Consider the following 19074-nt stretch of genomic DNA (forward strand, 5'->3'; position numbering starts at 1 on the left):
GTCCCCAGCCTTCCCTATTTGCCGTTACGCGACTGGTCATTCAACCGGTCGCGCGATTTGTCGTCGGGCGGCGTCCACGAGCGCCCGGTGTTGCGCAATATCTGGTAACTGATATCGGCTTGTTGAAACAGCAGCAATGCAAAATCCATGCGCGTCTGATAAGCCTGCTGATAAGCGTCGAGCACGTCGAGCAATTGCTTGCTGCCGGCCGACAACTGTTCGAGGAAGGCATCCGCGACGTTGGCGTTGGTCACATAGGTATCGCGCGAAATCGTCATGCGCTTCCTGACCGCATCGAGTGTGCGGTAATTGATCTCGACCTGCTCCTTGAGCTTGCGCTCGAGGTCGGAGGCAGTATTGCTCTTTTCCACCAGTTTGGCGCCGATCTGGCTCTGGTAATACGCGTCCGAGCCGCCGTTGAGCAGGTTCATGGTCATCACCAGCATCAGGCGGCGATCGGTCACCAGCGTCTGGTCGCCGCCGGCGCCGCGGGTCTTGGCCTGCGTCCACTCGACCGCGAAGGACGGCGAGAATTTGGAACGCGCCGACTTCAGTTCTTCACGCACGGCCTCGGTGTCGCTGCGCGCGGCGCGGATGCCGGGGTTGTTGTCAAAGACATCCTGCAAGGCCAGGCGAGATGTCGGCGGCACTTTCGGCATCATGCGTTCGGGCACCTGCACCTGCTGCACGCGCCGGCCAATCAGTTGAATCAGCGTCACCATCGTGCTTTCCAACGTCCCTTCGCTTTCTGCAACGGTGGATTCGGCCTGCAGCGAGCGGCCGCGTACACGGTCGAAATCGAGTTTGCTGGCGCCGCCGCCTTCGACACGTTTGCGCATGTATTCCAGCAAGTCCGACATGCGCTGAGAGTAACTGCGCGCGAACGACAGCGAGGAGTAGGCGCGCAGCACGTCGTAATAGGCTTTGATGGCCGCGTAATACAGCGACTCGCGCGCGTCGTCGCGGCGCTGGTCGGCGGCCCGCGACATGGCGCGCTGTTTCTGGAAGTCGAAAAAGGAACCAGGCGCGAAAATCGGCTGGCGACCGATCAGCGTAGCGTCCCAGCGCTTGTGCTGGTCGGCCTGGACGATATCGCCGTTGCCATCGCGGAACGAGGCCGGCGAAGAATACTCGCGCCCTTTTTGGGTACGTACATCCAGCGTCGGCCCCAGTTGCCCCAGCGACGCCTTGGCGGCATAGTCGGCTTGATCGGCCTGGGCCGAGGTGGCGGCATAGCTGTAGCTGTTGTTGAGCGCGAGGTCGATGACCTGATCCAGCGTCAGGAAAGGCACCTGTTCATCGCCGACGGTTTCCGAGGTCACATCAGGCAGATCGATGGCGCTCCCGGTGAAGCCGGAGTCGGACTGACGCAGCAGCGCCAGGATTTCATCACTGGACGCAGCGGCTGTCTCGGCCTTGGTGGCGGCATCGGTCGCCGCTGTTGCAGCAGCAGCGGATCGAGGCGCGAAATCTTCGTCGCGCGCGGGATTTACTCGCATTTGAGGCGGCATGTCCAGGGCGGGCGCAACGGGTTTTGCCTGCGCGAGCAGAGGCATTCCGGACTTTAAATTTCCGGAGAGAAATTTTCCACTGGAAAGCGCAGGCAATGTAATAGCGTCCGATGCTGCAAGCACGTCCGATACGATCGATAAGAACAGCGCACCAAAGACTAACGTCTTGTTTCTATATGTCATTATTAGATACAACAGATCAATCCGGAGACTGATCACCCTCCCATCATACGAATGAAATTCAATGAGCCTGCAACCTGACCGACTTCAATCGTCCCCGGAAATGCCATATCTTTTTATTTTGATTTTTGGTGGGACCTTTATTGTTGCTGCCGCATTATACGTTAGACAACACTAAGAATCTGCTCGCATTAAAAACACATAATTAATCAATGAGTTGCCGTTAAATAACGAGATTGTCGACAAATGCGTGCACCAATTTGATGATGTCACAGCACAAACGACATTGTCCTGACCAATTATTGTGTGCGTATGACAATGTCAGCAATTGGCGTGCCACTAACATTCCCGGAGGGAAATTTTTCCGGGTTGCCATTGAAATTCGCCCCGGCAACCGCATTTTCCTTAAAATACGCGGTCGCGACACTCAGGCGTTCCCTGAGACGTGGTCGCAATTCATTTTTTTTGCAATCACCACTCCTTTTTCAATTCATGAGGTAAGTACACATGGCAGCACCCGAGAAGCAAACCCTGGGCTTCCAGGCCGAAGTCAAACAACTGTTGCAGTTGATGATCCATTCCTTGTATTCGAACAAGGAAATCTTCCTGCGCGAGCTGATCTCCAACGCGTCCGATGCATCCGACAAGCTGCGCTTCGAAGCAATCAACGACAGCGCACTGTTCGAGAACGATCCGGAACTGAAGATCACGGTCGCCTTCGACAAGGCTGCACGCACGATCACCATCTCCGACAACGGCATCGGCATGAACCGTGAGGAAGCGATCTCCCACCTGGGCACGATCGCCAAGTCCGGCACCAAGGAATTTTTCTCGAAGTTGTCGGGCGACCAGCAAAAGGATGCAGCGCTGATCGGCCAGTTCGGCGTCGGCTTCTACTCCGGCTTCATCATTGCCGACCGCATCACGGTCGAAACCCGCCGCGCCGGCACACCGTCCAATGAAGGCGTGCGCTGGGAATCCGAAGGCGCCGGCGAGTTCTCGATCGAAGCCATCGACAAGCCGGGCCGCGGCAGCGACGTGATCCTGCACCTGCGCGAAGGCGAAGACGAGTTCCTGTCGTCATGGCAGTTGAAGAACATCATCCGCAAGTACTCCGACCACATCTCCCTGCCGATCCTGATGCAGAAGGAAGAATGGGACGAAGAGAAGAAGGAAACCGTTGCGAAGGACGAGCTCGAGACCGTCAACCAGGCCAGCGCCCTGTGGACGCGCAGCAAGTCCGACATCACGCCTGAACAATACGAAGAGTTCTACAAGCACATCTCGCACGACTTCGGCGCACCGCTGGCGTACACGCACAACCGTGTCGAAGGACGCAGCGAATACACGCAACTGCTGTACATCCCGACCCGTGCGCCGTTCGACATGTGGGACCGCAACAAGCGCGGCGGCATCAAGCTGTACGTCAAGCGCGTGTTCATCATGGACGATGCCGAGCAACTGATGCCGGTGTACCTGCGCTTCGTCAAGGGCGTGATCGATTCGGCCGATCTGCCGCTGAACGTGTCGCGTGAAATCCTGCAAGAGTCGCGCGACGTCAAGGCCATCCGCGAAGGCTCGACCAAGCGCGTGCTGAGCCTGCTGGAAGAGCTGGCCAACAGCGACGAGCAGGAACAGAAAGACAAGTACGCCGGCTTCTGGACCGAGTTCGGCCAGGTGCTGAAAGAAGGTATCGGCGAAGACGCCGCCAACAAGGAGCGCATCGCCAAGCTGCTGCGCTTCGCGTCGACGCATAACGACTCCGACGCGCAGACCACCTCGTTCGCCGATTACATCGGCCGCATGAAGGAAGGCCAGGACAAGATTTACTACGTCACCGGCGAAAACTTCCACGCGGCAAAGAACAGCCCGCATCTGGAAATCTTCCGCAAGAAAGGCGTGGAAGTCCTGTTGCTGACCGATCGCGTCGACGAATGGATGCTGTCGTTCCTGCAGGATTTCGACGGCAAGGAACTGGCATCGGTGGCCAAGGGTGGCCTCGACCTCGGCTCGCTGGAAAACGAAGCCGAGAAGAAGCAGCACGAAGAAACCGAAACCCAGTTCAAGGACCTCGTCGAGAAGATGAAGACCTCGCTGGGCGACAAGGCCAAGGACGTGCGCGTGACGTTCCGCCTGACCGATTCGCCGGCCTGCCTGGTGGCGGACGAGAACGAGCTGTCGGGCAACTTGCTGCGCATGCTCAAGGCGGCCGGCCAGGACGCACCGGAAGCCAAGCCGATTCTGGAAATCAATCCGGAACATCCGCTGGTGCAGCGTCTGAAGTATGAGGACGCCAAGTTCGACGACTGGTCGCACATCCTGTTCGACCAGGCCTTGCTGGCTGAAGGCGGCGCGCTGACGGATCCGTCCGGTTTCGTCAAACGCCTCAACGACATGTTGCTGGGCATGGCGTCGAAGTAAGACCGACGCCTGCAGTCTTCTCAACGGCGGCCTTGCGGTCGCCGTTGTCGCTTCCGGCGAGGTTTTCCGTTACAGTAAAGCTCGCCATCGGCCTTCGTATCGATCCTCATGGAATTCAACTTCATCAATCCGCGCAAGAACGCGCTGGTCTACCTCATCAAGATCCTCTCCGGCTCGCTGATCCTGTGGTACGGACTGCGCGCCTGCGGCTTGCCTGAGCCGTACTGGGCAATGATTTCGCTGATCATCGTGACCGAGCCGGACATGATCGTCGCCAAGGCGAATTTTCGCGCGCGCCTGATCAACACCATTTCGGGCGCCATCATCGCCTGCCTGTGCCTGGTGATCTTCGGCGCCACGTTCATGTCGATGCTGATCGCCCTGACCACGGCGGTGCTGGTGGCCATGCTGTGGCAGAACTATCCGAGCAACTGGCGGCTGGGGCCGGCGACGGTGGTGATCCTGATGTCGGCCGCGTTTGCCGGCGGCGGCCTGCATGAAGAGCTTCACCTGGCGCTGCTGCGCGTGTCCGAAGTGATCGCGGGCAGTACCGTTGCGCTGCTGCAGACCGTGGTCTACATCGGCTTCGTCAATCGCCTGCGCCATGGCGACTGAACTGCGCCACTCGCGCATCCTGCTGCGCCCCTGGCGCGCCGGGGACGCAGCAGCCTGTGCAGCGATGACAGCGGATCCCGAGGTGATGCGCTATTTCCCGTCGGTGCTGAGTCCAGCCGACAATGCCCTGCTGGTCAGGCGCATCGATGAACACTTCAATGAACACGGCTACGGCTTGTGGGTGCTGGAAATCCCTGGTGAGCTGGAGTTTGCCGGCTTCGTCGGCTTGCTGCGCGTGGCGTTCGAGGCGCACTTCACGCCCGCGGTGGAAATCGGCTGGCGCCTGGTTCCTGCCGCATGGGGCAAAGGCTACGCCACCGAGGCCGCGCAAGCGGTGCTGCGCCACGCCTTCAATGTGCTCGGCATGAAAGAGATCGTGTCCTTCACCACCGCCGGTAACAAGCGCTCGCAGGCGGTCATGCGTCGCCTCGGCATGTATACGCGGGTGGACGAGAACTTCGAACATCCGCGCCTGCCCACCGGACACCCGCTCAGCGTGCACGTGCTGTATCGGCTGAGGCGCGAACAGTGGCTGCTGCAGGCGGCCTATGACGGCTTCGAGCAACCGCTTCCTGTACGCCCATGAGGTCCCTGAGGCCCATGAAAAAACCGCTGGGTCCGGCCTGAAGGCCGGAACACAGCGGTTGGCATTGCGGACAATCCTGCTTGGCGCGGACCAGCGCAGGTTTATCGGATTTAGTGGGTCACGCGCGTAGTGCGGCCCGACGACAACAAACGCACGCGCTCGCCGACGCGGAACAACTCATCCGCATCCTGCGTGATCGCGCGCAGTTCGCCGTTGTCCAGGCGTACGGTGATTTCCAGGCCCGGCTTGTTGGCCAGGCTGGCTTCCGCACGATTGCCGGCAACGCCGCCGATCAGGGCACCGACAATGCCTGCCGCCAGCGCACCGTTGCCGCCGCCGATGGCGGATCCGGCTGCAATACCGCCCAATGCACCGCCGGCGACGGTGCCGACGCCGGTGGCGCCCTTGTCGATGGTGACGTTACGGATTGACTCAACCACACCCATGCGCACCGTCTGTTCACCTTGCGCCTGGCGCGTGTTGTAGACGCTGGCGGAATTCGGGGTAACGGCGCAGCCTGCGGCAAGCGTGCTGATGGCGGCGATTAAAAGCAATTTCTTCATACAAGACTCCAACGGAAAGTTTGCCCGGTCATGGGGAGTGGGCGGCGTTCATGCTGCATGCCATATTCTGAACACTTCAGGCACTGCAAACAACTCTTCACATTCTAATACAGACCGCTTCTTGACCGGCTTTCCGCGCTTTCGTTCATTTCTTCAACGGTTCTCAATATCGGATTCTGAAGCGGCGATAAAACAGGCTGAGAACGAACAAGGGACCGATCAGCAAGAAGCGCACGTCTTCGAAAAACGACGGTTTCTTGCCTTCGATCTTGTGCCCGATGAACTGCCCGATCCACGCAATCACGAAGATCGCCGCCGATGCCGGCAATACCGCGCGCGGCGGCAAGCCCGCCAGCACCAGCAGCATCACGCTCGCCATGAGCAGCATGCCCAGCGCAAACGGCGGCGACAGCGTGAAGTAATACGCCAGCGATACCAGCACCAGTCCCACCGCCAGCATTGGCGACAGCGACCAGCACAGCCCCAGCAAGGCCAGCACGATGGCCGGCACGCACAGGCAATGGATCAACTCGTTGACGTGATGCTGATGACTTTCGGCGTAGCGCGTGAGCAGCACGTCGATGCGGCGATGGGTAAGCGTACTCATGTCTGCCTCCAGACGGAACGAAGAAAGGTCAGCGGCCGCCCGAAACGTCGATGAAGGTGCCGGTCGCATACGATGCTTCATCCGACAGCAGCCACATGACCGCATTGGCGACTTCTTCGGCGCTGCCGCCGCGTTTCATCGGCACTGCGTCCTTGAGACGGTCGACGCGCCCTGCTTCGCCGCCGCTGGCGTGGATGTCGGTGTAGATCAGGCCGGGACGAATGGCGTTGACACGGATGCCTTCGGCAGCGACTTCCTTGGCCAGGCCGATGGTGAAGGCGTCGATCGCCCCTTTGGATGCGGCGTAGTCGACGTATTCGCCGGGACCGCCCAGCTTGGCCGCCATCGACGACAGGTTGACGATGCCGCCTCCCTTGCCGCCGTGTTTGGTCGACATGCGACGGACCGCTTCACGCGCACACAGCAGGCTGCCGGTGACGTTGGTCAGCAGCACGCGGTTGATGCGATCGGCGCTCAGTTCATCGAAGCGGGACTGGTGCTCCAGGATGCCGGCGTTGTTGACCAGCGCCGTCAGCGTGCCGAGCTCCTTGTCGACGGTCTGGAATAAATGCAGGATGTCGGCCTCAACCGCCACGTCCGACTTCACTGCGATGGCGCGACCGCCGGCCTTGACGATGCCGTCTACCACGGCGTTGGCCGCAGCGCTATTCGATACGTAACTGATGGCGACTGCGTAGCCGCGCGCGGCGGCCGATTGTGCAACTGCAGCACCGATACCGCGGCTGCCGCCGGTGACGATAATGACTGGTTGTCCCATGTGTTTTATCCTTGTATGTGGTCGTGAGGCGCCTTGATGGCGAGAGTAAAACCTTCGCCAAATAGTGTAGCCTTATTCCCCCGGCCGCGTCTTGAGGGGCGGGCCTGAAAAGATTTCAACTCGATTTCAACCCACCATCGCTCCCGACCACGAATTCATGACGCGCAAACGCAGCTTCCCCCACGTTACCAACGCCCACACCCGCGTACTGATCCTCGGCAGCCTGCCGGGCGACGCTTCGCTGGCGCAGAGCCAGTACTATGCGCATCCGCAAAACAAATTCTGGGAGTTGATATCGGAAGTGGTCGGTGAGAATCTGCGCGCGATGACTTACGAACAACGTCTGCCGGCTTTGCTGCGGCATGGCATCGGATTGTGGGACGTGATCGCCGAGGCGCGCCGTGAAGGCAGCCTTGACAGCAATATCGCCGATCATGCAGGCAATGACCTGACCGGCCTGCTCGACCAATTGCCGCACTTGACGACGATAGGTTTCAACGGCGGCACCGCTGCGAAGCTGGGATTGAAGGTATTGGGCGAACGTGCGGCGCAATACCGCATCGTGCTGCTGCCGTCGAGCAGCCCGGCGCATACGATGGCTTATGCGAAGAAGCTGGCACAGTGGAACAGCCTTCGGATGTAATCGGATGATTCCGGGAGACGATGCGGCGCATCGTCTCCGGCAAGCGAATTGCGCTCTACGGCGCCAGCTTGCTGATGTCGCCATAGGCGCGGTTCAGCCACACCTTGACACGCTGGCGTTCCAGCATGCCCAGGCCAGTGGTGGCGCGGTCGGGGTGATTGAGTGCAGCCCAGAAACTGGCGCTTTGCTGATCGATCTTTTGCATGGTGGTGTCCGGCAGGCGGCGCAGGTGGATCACGCTCGCTCCCAGTTGTTCCGCGCGCTCGCGCTCGCCCGATGCATCCAGGATGTCGAAACGATCGCCGCGGACTTCGTTGAGCACCAGCACCAGCTTGAGTCGCCCGCCGAACTGATCGAGCCACTTGCGCAGCAGGTCGACCGAATCGCGTCCGGTGTCCATGACATGCCACCAAGTCAGCGTCATGCCATGCTCCGCCGCAAAATCGAGCACGCCGGAATCCTCGATCCAGGCCGCCAGCGACTGCTGCGTCTGGGCCGCGAGATCGACCAGGATGCGGCCTTGCGGATCTTCCAATGCGCGTTCAATCAAAGGATCCAGGCTGTCATGCTGGTCCAGCGTCATCGGCGCGGAAAAATCGCCGTAGAAGCGCAGCAGCGCGCCGTGCGACTTGTCGGTATCGAAACCGCGGAAAGGAATATTCCAGTCGATGAAGTATTGCGCCAGCACCCGGGAAACCAGCGATTTTCCGACGCCGCCTTTTTCACCACCGATGAAGTGAATATGACTCATTGCTGTGGATCCTTTTAAACGAGTAAATGTTGAGCAAAGACGAGAACGTCAACAGCAGGCAATGAGCGTGCCAGCAACGAACCAGATCAGGACTATGACCGGAAGAAAAGAATATCGTAGAACGAGCCGTTGAAGCCGCCGTTCAGAATGAGATATTGCACCGCCCGGCCGAACAGCACGATGCCGCCAAAGACGATGGCGAGCCGGAGGATGAAGAGTATTTTCTTGAGCATGGACGCAAGTGTAGCCGAACCTGCGCGCCGGGCGTCAAGCGCAGGCGTCAAAAAGGATTTCTCCTCCGCGAGCCGCACCGTTCTGCATGCCGATCCGTCCGGCAAGGTATCATTCGGCAATTCGAATTCGGGCAACATCATGCTGATCAAACGCAAATCCATCGAGGCGCAAGCCAACACCAAAGCCGGCCCCGGTCCAGACAAAGACAAGGACAAGGACAAGGTCAAATCCAAGCCCAAAGTCGCCGCGCCGCGCAAGCCGCGCTTTGCGCCGGTCACGCTGTCGGAGCAGGACGGTGTACGCTACCTGCATTTCGGCACCGAATGGGTGCAAGGCGCCATGCGCATCCGCAAGCCCGACTGGATCGAGCTCGAATACGCGCAGCAGATGATGAGCTGGATGCTGTTCAACAAGGCGCCGCAACACATCGTGCAACTCGGTCTGGGCACGGCGGCGCTGACCAAGTACAGTTATCGCCAGTTTCCCAAAGCGAACATCACGGCGGTCGAACTGAATCCGTCGGTGATTGCGATCTGCCACAGCATGTTCAAGCTGCCGCCCGAAGACGGCCGCCTGTCGCTGCTGGAAATGGATGCCAACGATTTCATCCACGACGAGCAACGCCACGGCACCATCGATGCACTGCAAGTCGACCTGTACGACGCCACCGCGCGCGGCCCCATGCTCGACACGCCGGAGTTTTACAAAGCCTGCCGCGACAGCCTCAGCGAGGACGGCGTCATGACGGTCAACCTGTTCGGCGACCACCCCAGCTACGCCAAGAACCTCAAGGCCATGCGCTACGCCTTCGACCAGGTCATCTCGCTGCCGGAAGTCCACGACGGCAACGTCGTTGCGATCGCGTTCAGGAACGCGGTCGAATTCGACTTCCCGGCGCTGTATGAGCGCGCGGAAGAAATCAAGGCCGCCACCAAGCTGCCGGCGAAATCGTGGGTGAACGGGATCAAGAGCAATTTCTGAGCGGGGCATCTGCTTCGACAGGTCCGGCAAGCCGCCTCAATCGTTCATATATGCAGCTGAATAGCAGCGCCGGCGCGGGTTTTCAGAGGGAGATGGATATTTTTTAGATTTTTTCAAAAAGGGGCTTCCAAGTTTGAAAATAATCGGGTTATAATCACGCCTCTTCATCGGGGGGCGTTAGCTCAGTTGGTAGAGCAGCGGACTCTTAATCCGTAGGTCGAGTGTTCGAGTCACTCACGCCCCACCAAAGAATACAAAGGGTTCCAAGCGATTGGAACCCTTTTCTTTTGCTCCGCAATTTTTTCTCCGCTCCGCAAAATTGTCCAACGTTTCGCCGCCATTAATGCGAGTACGTGTAACGTCGCGTTTGCTTTCGGACTGCTTTACGCGAGATTCTGGACACGCACTTCACTTAACAGTGGAGTACGGCCGTCCCAAAAGCTCCAGAACGTTCCCCGGCCCACACAAATGAAGCGCTCCGACCGCAACGAGTGTCCGCCGTTCGCTTTTGCAGGCAGCTTCGATCTTCGGTAACCATGCACTGTTTCTCCTCCCGAATAAGGCATCACGAGTCGAGGGCATCGAACACAGCAGCTCTTTCTGCGCCCTCCGAAACATTACCTCCAATTTGCGCCCCTTCCAATCCTGGTACAGCCGCAGTAGCTTGTCATTATTTCGCCCAAGGTTCGTCAAGGCATCTAGCATCAACGCCTCCACGTCCGGCAAGGGTATGGAACTCAGCGCGTCCCTAAATTCGGTGGCGGTCTCTAAATAGGCCACATCGATGTGATTCTCTTCCGCCCACCTGGTATAGCCATGTTCAAGTCCTCCGGTTGGGCTTTCTTCTCGGTTTAACGTGCTGAGGAGCGCGGCCGCACGCCAGGGCGGCATCTCGTGTAATGATGGATAAGCGTTCGGCCAGCAAACCGAAAGTCTATGCCAAGTATCTGCCGGCAATAGGGCTTGGCAAGCAAGCTCAGGGGGAACGTTAAAAGTACCTCCGACTTGCTGACCATCTAATTCAAGAATGATGTGTTCGGCCCATGCTGCAGCGTCAACAGCCCACCTCGGCCAGTGGGGGAAGGCTTTCGGAAAGACGTGAAGCGATCCTAAGATGCGCACGTTAGTGCCTGTCAGTTCAAAGTACATTTGCGGCCTCCCTTATGTTCGGAGTCATCAGTATGGGTAGGTCAAGATGACTGAGCTGCCCCCTCACAGTACGCCGTGTCGTGTTTCGTCAAATCAAACTGCTTTGCTGAGCTTGCGATTACCCCCCATAGAAAACAGGCCCACTCAAATAGGAAAACCGATGCTCGCTGATCGACTGCCCGATTGCGATCCGCAGCAAAGTGCGACTGTCGATATGCGCGGCCTGATCCAGATCGTAGGAGAACTGAAACGCATCTTCCTTCTGCGTTGCTGTCGTGATCTGGCCGATGTTGATCCGACCCGCCAGCATGCCGTGCATGCGCACTACGTTGATGAAATAACGGCCCCCGCCGTCGTTGCGTGGCACCTCAAAGTGGCATCCACACGGAACATTTTTTTTGTTCTTCATTTAAATCGTTACAAAATCTGCATGCCATTAGCTAAAAAACTCGGTTACTGCTCAACGTCTACTTCGCACTGCAATCTCTGGGATGCCGTTGCTTTCGTAGACGGTTTCCTTACGGCCTGTTATTCCAGCCGCCAAAATTCCAGCTGCGCGAATGTTCATCGCTGCGCACGCAAGCAGTTCGCTCATTTCGCAGCAAAATCGCTGATGCTCATTTTCATGTTGGATTTTTGGGTTTTCCGATGCATCGACAAGCAGATCCGTGCAATACGTAATGAAGTCGATCGCCGCAGCCATACCGATAGCGATATCTTTATCAAGCACGCGAACTCTCTCGATCTCTGCAACATCCAGCTGTGCGTAATTTTTGATAAGTATCGCTGCGTGATTGTAGTTCACGAAATGATCGTGGGAAGGCTTCCACGCGTCGAGCGCAATGGCCCACTTTTCAAGTTGCCGCCGAAGATTGTTCAATCGAAACTGCATACTCATGAGGGTCACCTCTGCAAGAGAGATTGCCTCGTGCTCGGCGGCTCGCTGTTGAGTTGTCGCGATCCATATGGCTCCGATCAATGTCCCCACCGTACCAAGGGCGCCCACCCATGCCGCCCAATCGGAAGCGGTAAGCACGCTCCAGCATGTTGCATGATAGGCACCCACACCTATTGCGGCACCAATGACAAGAATGGCGTATTTGTTGTACCACTCGCTCAACCAAGCCTTCATTTCTTCCCCCTGTTTTGGGGGGGAAGCGTACCACATGCATCGCTACTGTTTTTTCCAAAAGCGTTCGTCATAGTCGGCTTTGGCAGCGGCGAGCGCATTCGACTCCGCTTCCGCCTGAGTACTGAAGCGAGCCGCATTCATGACGTCTTCAGGAATGCCGTTTTTTTCGTAGATCACCCGCGCGCGCCATTCTCCGCGAACCGTCTCAAAACCAATCGCAGTCATTACAACCTCCCGATGATGAATCGGATTGATCGCCTCAAAAGGTGCATTCAACAAAGAAAAATCCTTCGACAAAATACACCGAGGACTTCCTTCTGCAGCAAACACGTGTTGAGCAATCGTATGAATTGTATTGCGGTTCTTCGCGAACGTACTGAGCAGGTCAGCCTCCTCCAACGACGGCGCCTTGAGTTCGTCAGTCAGCGCCTCAAAAGAGATGCCCCAGTCCTCGATTTTCCCGTCACCGAGTCGTTGGAACTCCACCGTTCCATTTCCCGGCCTAACTCGCGGAATGTCTGCAAATGCCTGAGCCATGTTCGTTCTCCATTCATTTTTTTGTGTGCTAAATCCTACCATGACACAAAACCGCAAAGGATCTCTGGTCGAAGCGCTTATAAACGTGCTGATCGGGTATGGAATCAACCTGACCGCCAACGCGCTGATTTTCCCGCTGTTCGGCGGAATATCTCGCTTCAGCAAAACATCATGCTCGGCGTCTTTTACACAATCATCTCCATCGTGCGCGGCTATTGCATTCGCCGCTGGTTCAATAAATTCATTCAGAAAGCGACGGCATGAACAAGCACCAAACCCTGCATTGCGCCCTGACTGACGACAAGCTGGTGATTCAATATCAATACCGCTCTGCCCTCCTCGCGGCCTTCCCGCAGCGCGTTGCTCCTGTCGCTCAGATCGAACAAACGCCAGCGTCAGCAGGATGACGAAAGCTGGACACCAGAAAACGACGATGATCACCGCGACGGACAGATGGCCACGGCGGCCGGCTACTACGCTCTCGCCTGCGGCTTTCCACACGAAAGAGATCTGGGGCGCGGCGTCGTCCCGACCTACTGGCCGCGGACGCGGGATTGGTGGAAACCAAAAAGCAAGCGCAGCAACCTGTTGCGCGCTGGAGCACTCATCCTCGCCGAGATCGAGCGCATCGACCGCGCGGCCGCACAATCACAAGCCCACCAGGTGAAAAAGTGAGCGAGTTCTACATCGCCAGCACCAGGCACACACGGCGCGACGCGCCTTACATAACCTTCTGGGGGCCGAACGATTCCAGTTACAAGTGGCCGCTTTCCTGGGCAGGAAAATACTCCCGCGAGCGGATACAAGGCCATCTTGGCTACTACAGCAGCGGGGAAAGCACGTTCGCCGTGCCTTGCGCTGCAGTAGAAGCCATGGCCGTGCCGCCGAAGCCGCGCACCGTCGACGGCGATGCTGGGCCGGTAGTTCCGAATACAACTCCAAACCGCCAAGCTCTGACTGAGGCGTGTGCGTTCCCGACTTGCAAGCCGATCGAATTTGAATGGTTCTCCAGAAAGAAGGGGCGCCTGGGTAAGGACATCTACAACTGCGCCGGTTGCGGCCGGTTCGTAGGCGATAACCAGCGCTTTACGAGCAACTGCGCCAACTGCGGCACCGATAACCGACCTTGAAGAACATCATGCGCGAAATGGAAATCTAGACTGCTTACGCTCCCCTGCCGAACGGGGATGGTGCCAAAGCACCATCAGCGGCGTCGACCTGGCACCACTGCATTTCAGCAGAATATACATATTGGAAGCGATGAGAACATTTCGCAGGTAATTCAGTCGCGCCCATCAGCCTACATCAGCCTTTTTTGCATCACGAGACAACAGGTCGGCATTAAGGTCAGCGATCGCGATCCTGCATTCTCTCTCAGCAACTCCGAAAGAGATTATGCAGGTAGCCAGATTTCCTCTGCTTGCAGAGAGATACGCCATTGCCTTCAGACTGGCATCCGCCATTCCATCACTGAGTCGCTTCGCATCGTCCCTAATCACGCGAATTCGTTGAGCCGTAGCGGCAAGGTGCGCAGCACAATGATTCGGAAGAATGATAATTCCCTTGAGCTCGTCGACAGTGAATTCAGGACATTGCAGCAGAGCGTAATGGACCTTTTCGGCGAATGGACGAAGATTTGCCTGAGCAAACTGATCGGGATCTGGATGTTCTTCGATGTCGAGAATAGCATCTACTATCCAAGAATCTACCGCTTTGACAGCTCGTTTTGCCGCTCCAATTCGTTCAATCATACCTGCAGCAAGAACGATTGCAGTATCCGATTTCTCCTTCAAACTATCGCGGCTTTCCTTCGTCGCCAAATAGATGGTTCCACAAAATGCCGCGGCAGCGAATATTGCCCCGACCCAAGTTGCCGCGTCACCGACCTTGTCTTTGTCGACCTCATGAGTGAAGTGCGCGAATGCCATTCCGATCACGGCGAATGTCGCGGCGAAGCATGCGATCAGCAATACGACTTCCACCCAGGTGAGTTTCTTGTCCATCAATCCCCCTCATATTTTGGAGGAATCCTAGCATGACCTACGTCAACACCGAAGAGACGCGCCGCGGCTACCGCAAACTCCGCCGCTGACAGCATGCGTCGTTCGGCCAGCACGGTGGAAGAAGCTGTAACGCGCATCGCGCAGCTGTTTGAGCGTGGCTTGGCTCTATTGAAGATCCCCGAGGGCCTGGTTCGCGCGAATCGCGAAAAAGCGTTGTTCTCGCACGTCTTCAACATGGCGCGCAACTGGGGGCTGACGAAAGCTCAGAATCCCTGCGCCGGCATCAAGGGGAACACCGAGACCGGTCGCGACGTGTACGTGGAGGATGAGGTGTTCAACGTCGTCTACGCCGCCGCAGACCAGCCGACCAAGGATGCGATGGATCTCGCCTACCTGACCGGCCAGCGGCCCGTAGACACGGCGAAATACAGGGAAATCGATCTCAAGGACGGCCACCTTGAGCTTGCCCAGAACAAGACGATGAAGAAACTGCGCATTCAGATCATCGGGGAACTGGAGAAGGTGCTGGCACGCATCGTGGCACGGAAGCGGTTTCGGAGAACTTCTACGGTGCGTCGTGCGCAGAATTGATCATCAACGAAAAAGGCCGACCGCTGTCACAAGATGCGTTGTGGCAGCGCTTCTACGATGTCCGGAAAAAGACACGAGTCAAAAGCACTCAGTTCCAGCTTCAGGATCTCCGGGCGAAAGCCGGTACCGACGAGGCCGGCGATATGCGCGCCGCGCAGCGACAGTTGGGCCATAAATCTCTTGCCATGACGGAAACATATGTACGCGAGCGAAAAGGCGATAAATCCGGTACGTTTTCGGAGCGAGAACTAGGTGCAAACCCGCGCCAGACCTGAATCGTTGCCCGGACTCTTAATCCGTAGGTCGAGTGTTCGAGTCACTCACGCCCCACCAAAGAATACAAAGGACTTGAATCGAAAGATTCAGGTCCTTTTCTTTTGCCGACAGCAAAACAAACTCTCCCGCCCCTGATCCCTTTCTCATTCGTTTGAATGAAGACGCATGGCGTGCGATTCGCCACAATGCAGTGGATGTCGGCCTGCAACGCAATCAAGCCGCAAACACCGACATCCGATAAAAAATAACAAAACGGACTGCAGTCCAACAACGGGAGGTGACATGAATAAAGTATGCAAGGCACTGGCAATTGTCGCGCTGGTAATCACAAGTTCATCCAGCATCGCGAAAAGCAGCGGTGGAGGCCATTCGTATAAAGCCGCTACCGGAACGGGATCAAGCTCTTCACGGCAACATGTGAGCAGCTACACAACCCATAGCGGCACCCACGTCGATAGCCACAACCGCTCGACCAAAGATCACACGACAACAAATAACTGGTCAACAAAAGGGAACACCAATCCTGATACAGGGAAAGCAGGCACAAAGTAAGCCGCGCCAACCCGAGCCACACGGACACGCTCCAGAAACAAACATCCCGCCATCAGGCGGGATGTTTTGCAAATCATTTTCTTGCGTGGGTTTCTGATTCCGCGGCTACACCTACAACTTCCCCGCCGCCACATCCTCATCAATCGCCTCGCGCGCCACCGCGATTGCGTTGTCTTCCGCTTCCTTGCGTGTGTTGCCGCGGAACGTCGGGACATTGGCGCGGCGGAACGGCACCGGGTTGTCGTTGCGATGCAGTTGATAGGCGCCGACCCAGGTGCCGTCGCGTTGTTCGCTGCCGCTGGCGCGGATGAAGTAGCCCTTGTGTTCGTAGGAGTCGAGGTCGAGTTCGGAGTCGATCAGCGCGCGCGCGAATGCCGCGCCGGCCATCTGGGCGGCGTGGACCGTGTCGAAGGGCGAGCCCTTGATGTCCGGGTATTCTTCTTCACCGTCGACCTTGATGCTGCAAAACACACCCTTCTTGCCGGGCTGCGTGCTGTCGATCACGATGAAGTGCTTGCCGCGATGGGTGGAACCGTACTGCGCCATTTGTTTCTGCCTCAATAAATAATTAACAGCCATCGTAGCATATGCCCCTCTTGCATGAAGGCAACCCCTCCTGCGCGCCATGGACGGCTACAATATGCGTCAAACAAATTCACGGGACAAGTTCATGGACGCAGAATTCTGGCTGGAGCGCTGGCGCGACGGGCGCACGCATTTTCATCAAACCCGCGTGACGCCGCTGCTGCAAAAATACTGGCCGACACTGGCGCTGCCGCAGGGCAGCCAGGTGCTGGTGCCACTGGCGGGCAAGTCGCTCGACATGGTGTGGCTGGCGTCGCAGGGACATCGCGTGCTGGGCGTGGAATTGTCGCAGCTGGCGGTCGAGCAGTTCTTCGATGAGAACCGCTTGCAGCCGCAGATCAGTGAATCGGCCTACGGTCGCCATTATGCGGCCGGCGACGTCGAGATCATTTGCGGCGATATTTTCAAGCTGGATGCGGCGCTGCTGTCGGCCTGCGTCGGCGTCTACGATCGCGCCGCTCTGGTGGCGCTGCCGGCCGACATGCGCGCACGCTATGCGCAGCACGTCTATGGCCAGTTGTCCGCACAATATCGCGGCATCCTGATCACGCTCGACTACCCACAAGAACAGATGGACGGCCCGCCGTTCTCGGTCGGCGATGCGGAAGTGCAGGCGATCTTCGCGGCGCATTCCGAAGCGCTCGTCATCGACCGTCGCGACATCCTCGACAAGGAACCGAAGTTCAGCGAGCGCGGTGTCAGCCGGCTCGACACGGTGGTCTATCAGCTGCAGCGCAAACGCTGATTGCTCTCGTCACACATCATCTGATCTGCCCGATCCTGCGCAGGAAGTCTTCGACATCCTTGCCGGCCTGATCGCGATAGCGATTGTCGAACGAGCCGACGGTGACGCCGACGGCCTGGCAATCCTTGTACAGCTTGCGCTCGTCCGCAGGCGAGAGTTTGTCGCCGCTGCCGACCAGACTACGCGCCCAGCTCGGAATGTCGGTTTCGGTCATCGGGCAGTTGCGCGTGGAGGTGCCGAGCCTGAGGTAATGCACGCCCTGGTTGCCGTCGAAGCTGTGATGCGCGCCGTCGTAGACGCGATAGTCAATGACACCCGGATATTCTTCCTGCATGCCCTTGATTTGGTCGAGACAGAACTTCGCCGGCGTGTAGTCGTCCTTGCTGCCCATGAGGAACAGCATAGGGGCGCCGGTCTTGTCGTAGCTGCCGTTTTTGCGGAAGCGTGAATTCTGGCAACCGGGATAGGCGGGAATGTGGAAGGCGAATTGAAGATTCCGGTTCTCGCGCAGCACGTTGTCGCGGAAGGACTTGACCGCCGTTTCGTTGGCCGCGGTGCCGCCCCGGCTGAAGCCGATGATGCCGATGCGGTCGGCATCGAAGCGCGGATCGGCGGCGAGGAATTTCAGCGCAAAGAAGGCATCGGCGGTGTCGGCGGCATTGCTGACCAGGCTCTGGTCATCCACCGTGCTCTCGACGCCGCGCGGGGTAAACGAATCGACCACGAAGGTCGCGAAGCCGAGCTTGTTGAAATACGGCGCCCAGAAACCGGTGTCCTTGGCTTGTACGCCGGCGCTGCCATGCGCAATCACAACCACGGGAATCTTGCCGGCCGGCGGATTCGGCGGCAGCGTCAGGTAGCCGAAAATCTCGAGCGGCTTGCCCGCCCGCTTTGCCATTTCGAACTTGTTGGCGTATTCGGCCGAAGGAAAGCTGATCTTTTGCTGGGCAGAGGCAAGGCCCGACCAGAGCAGGCAACACGCTGCAAGAACGCACATCAGTGCTTGCAGATGGCGACGTATCGGAGGGGATATTTTTTTCGAGTTCATGTCGGCCTTCAAAAAATTGCCCTCCATCATGCCAGCAAGCGCCACGCCTTGGCTGACAAGCTCGTCAGGAGTTGAAGATGGCGCATGCCTTTTACGGCTACACATCTCGAAATAAAGCGATAATGCTGCTTTCCCAAGCCAGCCATCATGCCCAGCCGATGCAAGACCCCGATCAAGATTCTCCCGAAGTGCAGCCGACCCGTCCGTGGATCGTGCTCACCACCACTTACGACGTGGAAGCGTGGATCGACAACTACAACCGGGATTTGCAACAGGCGGTGAAGAAGGACAACACCAAGGGCTATGGCATCTGCTTCTGCATGGAACTGGGCGGCGAGGTGTACCTGCACACGACGTCGGAAGGCGACATCCTGCTGGACGTGACGGAAGAGGCTGAATGGGTGGCGCCGGTGATCAGCGCGGCAACCGGCGTCGTGGCGCCATCGTCATCGGTGTGGGCACTGCCCGGCGATACGCTGACGCAGCTGGTGCTGGGGCTGAGCGGGCTGATCGCCGCCACCCGCATCGTCGTCAGCCATGCCTACAAAACGCCGAAAAACTGGCCGCAGCGTTATTGAACGGTGCG

24 protein-coding genes and 1 tRNA gene are annotated in these 19074 nt (G+C 58.0%); 12 read left to right on the forward strand and 13 right to left on the reverse strand.

The window, feature by feature from the left end; genetic code table 11:
• Positions 1-14: 14 nt before the first annotated feature.
• Complete coding sequence (locus tag E4P32_RS13900) at positions 15-1556, reverse strand: TolC family protein (RefSeq protein ID WP_116435212.1); 1542 nt, start codon at positions 1554-1556, stop codon at positions 15-17.
• A gap of 642 nt (positions 1557-2198) precedes the next feature.
• On the opposite strand from E4P32_RS13900, the gene htpG reads away from it, so the two are divergent.
• The 3 genes from htpG to E4P32_RS13915 all read left to right on the forward strand — a co-directional run bounded on the left by htpG (position 2199) and on the right by E4P32_RS13915 (position 5313).
• Positions 2199-4112 carry a molecular chaperone HtpG gene (gene htpG / locus E4P32_RS13905; RefSeq protein WP_116435211.1) on the forward strand — a complete coding sequence of 638 codons (1914 nt, stop codon included), beginning with the start codon at positions 2199-2201 and terminating at the stop codon, positions 4110-4112.
• Positions 4113-4220: 108 nt separating this feature from the next.
• Positions 4221-4727: an FUSC family protein gene (locus E4P32_RS13910; protein WP_116435210.1), complete on the forward strand. Its 507-nt coding sequence runs from the start codon at positions 4221-4223 to the stop codon at positions 4725-4727.
• Positions 4717-5313, forward strand: coding sequence for a GNAT family N-acetyltransferase (locus tag E4P32_RS13915; protein WP_116435209.1), 597 nt, complete (start codon positions 4717-4719; stop codon positions 5311-5313). The genes E4P32_RS13910 and E4P32_RS13915 overlap by 11 nt, the downstream gene beginning before the upstream one ends.
• A 110-nt stretch (positions 5314-5423) precedes the next feature.
• Here E4P32_RS13915 and E4P32_RS13920 read toward each other — a convergent pair whose 3' ends face one another.
• From E4P32_RS13920 to E4P32_RS13930, 3 genes are all read right to left on the reverse strand, one after another.
• Entirely contained in the window at positions 5424-5876 is a 453-nt protein-coding gene (locus E4P32_RS13920) for a hypothetical protein (protein ID WP_116435208.1), read from the reverse strand.
• 163 nt (positions 5877-6039) lie between these two features.
• A complete protein-coding gene (locus E4P32_RS13925; protein ID WP_116435207.1) occupies positions 6040-6483 on the reverse strand; it encodes an Mpo1-like protein in 444 nt (147 codons plus the stop codon).
• 28 nt (positions 6484-6511) lie between these two features.
• Positions 6512-7261 (reverse strand): SDR family oxidoreductase, encoded by a 750-nt coding sequence (locus tag E4P32_RS13930; protein WP_116435206.1) that lies wholly within the window; start codon positions 7259-7261, stop codon positions 6512-6514.
• A gap of 157 nt (positions 7262-7418) precedes the next feature.
• On the opposite strand from E4P32_RS13930, the gene E4P32_RS13935 reads away from it, so the two are divergent.
• Positions 7419-7904 carry a DNA-deoxyinosine glycosylase gene (locus E4P32_RS13935; RefSeq protein WP_116435205.1) on the forward strand — a complete coding sequence of 162 codons (486 nt, stop codon included), beginning with the start codon at positions 7419-7421 and terminating at the stop codon, positions 7902-7904.
• Positions 7905-7959: 55 nt separating this feature from the next.
• On the opposite strand, the gene E4P32_RS13940 is transcribed toward E4P32_RS13935, so the two are convergent.
• Positions 7960-8655 carry a mobilization protein gene (locus E4P32_RS13940; protein ID WP_116435204.1) on the reverse strand — a complete coding sequence of 232 codons (696 nt, stop codon included), beginning with the start codon at positions 8653-8655 and terminating at the stop codon, positions 7960-7962.
• Between the two features lie 92 nt (positions 8656-8747).
• A complete protein-coding gene (locus E4P32_RS13945) occupies positions 8748-9038 on the reverse strand; it encodes a hypothetical protein (protein WP_135008747.1) in 291 nt (96 codons plus the stop codon).
• On the opposite strand from E4P32_RS13945, the gene E4P32_RS13950 reads away from it, so the two are divergent.
• Complete coding sequence (locus E4P32_RS13950; RefSeq protein ID WP_116435348.1) at positions 9028-9870, forward strand: spermidine synthase; 843 nt, start codon at positions 9028-9030, stop codon at positions 9868-9870. The two genes, E4P32_RS13945 and E4P32_RS13950, sit on opposite strands and share 11 nt — an antisense overlap.
• A 171-nt stretch (positions 9871-10041) precedes the next feature.
• Positions 10042-10117 (forward strand) — tRNA-Lys (locus E4P32_RS13955).
• Positions 10118-10278: 161 nt separating this feature from the next.
• On the opposite strand, the gene E4P32_RS13960 is transcribed toward E4P32_RS13955, so the two are convergent.
• The 4 genes from E4P32_RS13960 to E4P32_RS24105 all read right to left on the reverse strand — a co-directional run bounded on the left by E4P32_RS13960 (position 10279) and on the right by E4P32_RS24105 (position 13189).
• Complete coding sequence (locus E4P32_RS13960) at positions 10279-11019, reverse strand: TraB/GumN family protein (RefSeq protein ID WP_116435203.1); 741 nt, start codon at positions 11017-11019, stop codon at positions 10279-10281.
• Positions 11020-11137: 118 nt separating this feature from the next.
• The gene (locus E4P32_RS13965; protein ID WP_116435202.1) at positions 11138-11428 is read right to left on the reverse strand and encodes a hypothetical protein; all 291 of its coding nucleotides are present in this window, start codon (positions 11426-11428) and stop codon (positions 11138-11140) included.
• Positions 11429-11479: 51 nt separating this feature from the next.
• On the reverse strand, positions 11480-12187 hold the full coding sequence (locus E4P32_RS13970; RefSeq protein WP_116435201.1) for a hypothetical protein: 708 nt from the start codon (positions 12185-12187) through the stop codon (positions 11480-11482).
• A 6-nt stretch (positions 12188-12193) separates the two neighbouring features.
• The gene (locus E4P32_RS24105) at positions 12194-13189 is read right to left on the reverse strand and encodes a DUF1488 family protein (RefSeq protein WP_158559734.1); all 996 of its coding nucleotides are present in this window, start codon (positions 13187-13189) and stop codon (positions 12194-12196) included.
• A 170-nt stretch (positions 13190-13359) separates the two neighbouring features.
• Here E4P32_RS24105 and E4P32_RS13990 point away from each other — a divergent pair, with 170 nt between their 5' ends.
• The gene (locus tag E4P32_RS13990; protein ID WP_116435198.1) at positions 13360-13818 is read left to right on the forward strand and encodes a hypothetical protein; all 459 of its coding nucleotides are present in this window, start codon (positions 13360-13362) and stop codon (positions 13816-13818) included.
• A gap of 165 nt (positions 13819-13983) precedes the next feature.
• Here E4P32_RS13990 and E4P32_RS13995 read toward each other — a convergent pair whose 3' ends face one another.
• On the reverse strand, positions 13984-14691 hold the full coding sequence (locus tag E4P32_RS13995) for a hypothetical protein (RefSeq protein WP_116435197.1): 708 nt from the start codon (positions 14689-14691) through the stop codon (positions 13984-13986).
• A gap of 93 nt (positions 14692-14784) precedes the next feature.
• On the opposite strand from E4P32_RS13995, the gene E4P32_RS24290 reads away from it, so the two are divergent.
• The 3 genes from E4P32_RS24290 (at position 14785) to E4P32_RS14005 (ending at position 16110) form a co-directional block, all read left to right on the forward strand.
• A complete protein-coding gene (locus E4P32_RS24290; RefSeq protein ID WP_233526685.1) occupies positions 14785-15282 on the forward strand; it encodes a hypothetical protein in 498 nt (165 codons plus the stop codon).
• A 38-nt stretch (positions 15283-15320) separates the two neighbouring features.
• Complete coding sequence (locus E4P32_RS24295; RefSeq protein ID WP_233526697.1) at positions 15321-15557, forward strand: hypothetical protein; 237 nt, start codon at positions 15321-15323, stop codon at positions 15555-15557.
• 283 nt (positions 15558-15840) lie between these two features.
• Positions 15841-16110: a hypothetical protein gene (locus E4P32_RS14005; protein ID WP_135008748.1), complete on the forward strand. Its 270-nt coding sequence runs from the start codon at positions 15841-15843 to the stop codon at positions 16108-16110.
• 111 nt (positions 16111-16221) lie between these two features.
• Here E4P32_RS14005 and E4P32_RS14010 read toward each other — a convergent pair whose 3' ends face one another.
• A complete protein-coding gene (locus E4P32_RS14010) occupies positions 16222-16656 on the reverse strand; it encodes a hypothetical protein (protein WP_116435196.1) in 435 nt (144 codons plus the stop codon).
• 124 nt (positions 16657-16780) lie between these two features.
• Between E4P32_RS14010 and E4P32_RS14015 the strand changes: the two genes are divergently transcribed.
• A complete protein-coding gene (locus tag E4P32_RS14015; RefSeq protein WP_116435347.1) occupies positions 16781-17440 on the forward strand; it encodes a thiopurine S-methyltransferase in 660 nt (219 codons plus the stop codon).
• A 16-nt stretch (positions 17441-17456) separates the two neighbouring features.
• Here E4P32_RS14015 and E4P32_RS14020 read toward each other — a convergent pair whose 3' ends face one another.
• Positions 17457-18338, reverse strand: a complete 882-nt coding sequence (locus E4P32_RS14020) for a dienelactone hydrolase family protein (protein ID WP_233526684.1) — start codon at positions 18336-18338, stop codon at positions 17457-17459.
• A 272-nt stretch (positions 18339-18610) separates the two neighbouring features.
• On the opposite strand from E4P32_RS14020, the gene E4P32_RS14025 reads away from it, so the two are divergent.
• Positions 18611-19066, forward strand: a complete 456-nt coding sequence (locus tag E4P32_RS14025; RefSeq protein WP_116435195.1) for a hypothetical protein — start codon at positions 18611-18613, stop codon at positions 19064-19066.
• Positions 19067-19074: the final 8 nt, after the last annotated feature.

Origin of the sequence: Herbaspirillum sp. 3R11, from assembly GCF_004563925.1 — a bacterium.
In the GTDB taxonomy this organism is placed as follows: Bacteria; Pseudomonadota; Gammaproteobacteria; order Burkholderiales; family Burkholderiaceae_D; genus Herbaspirillum.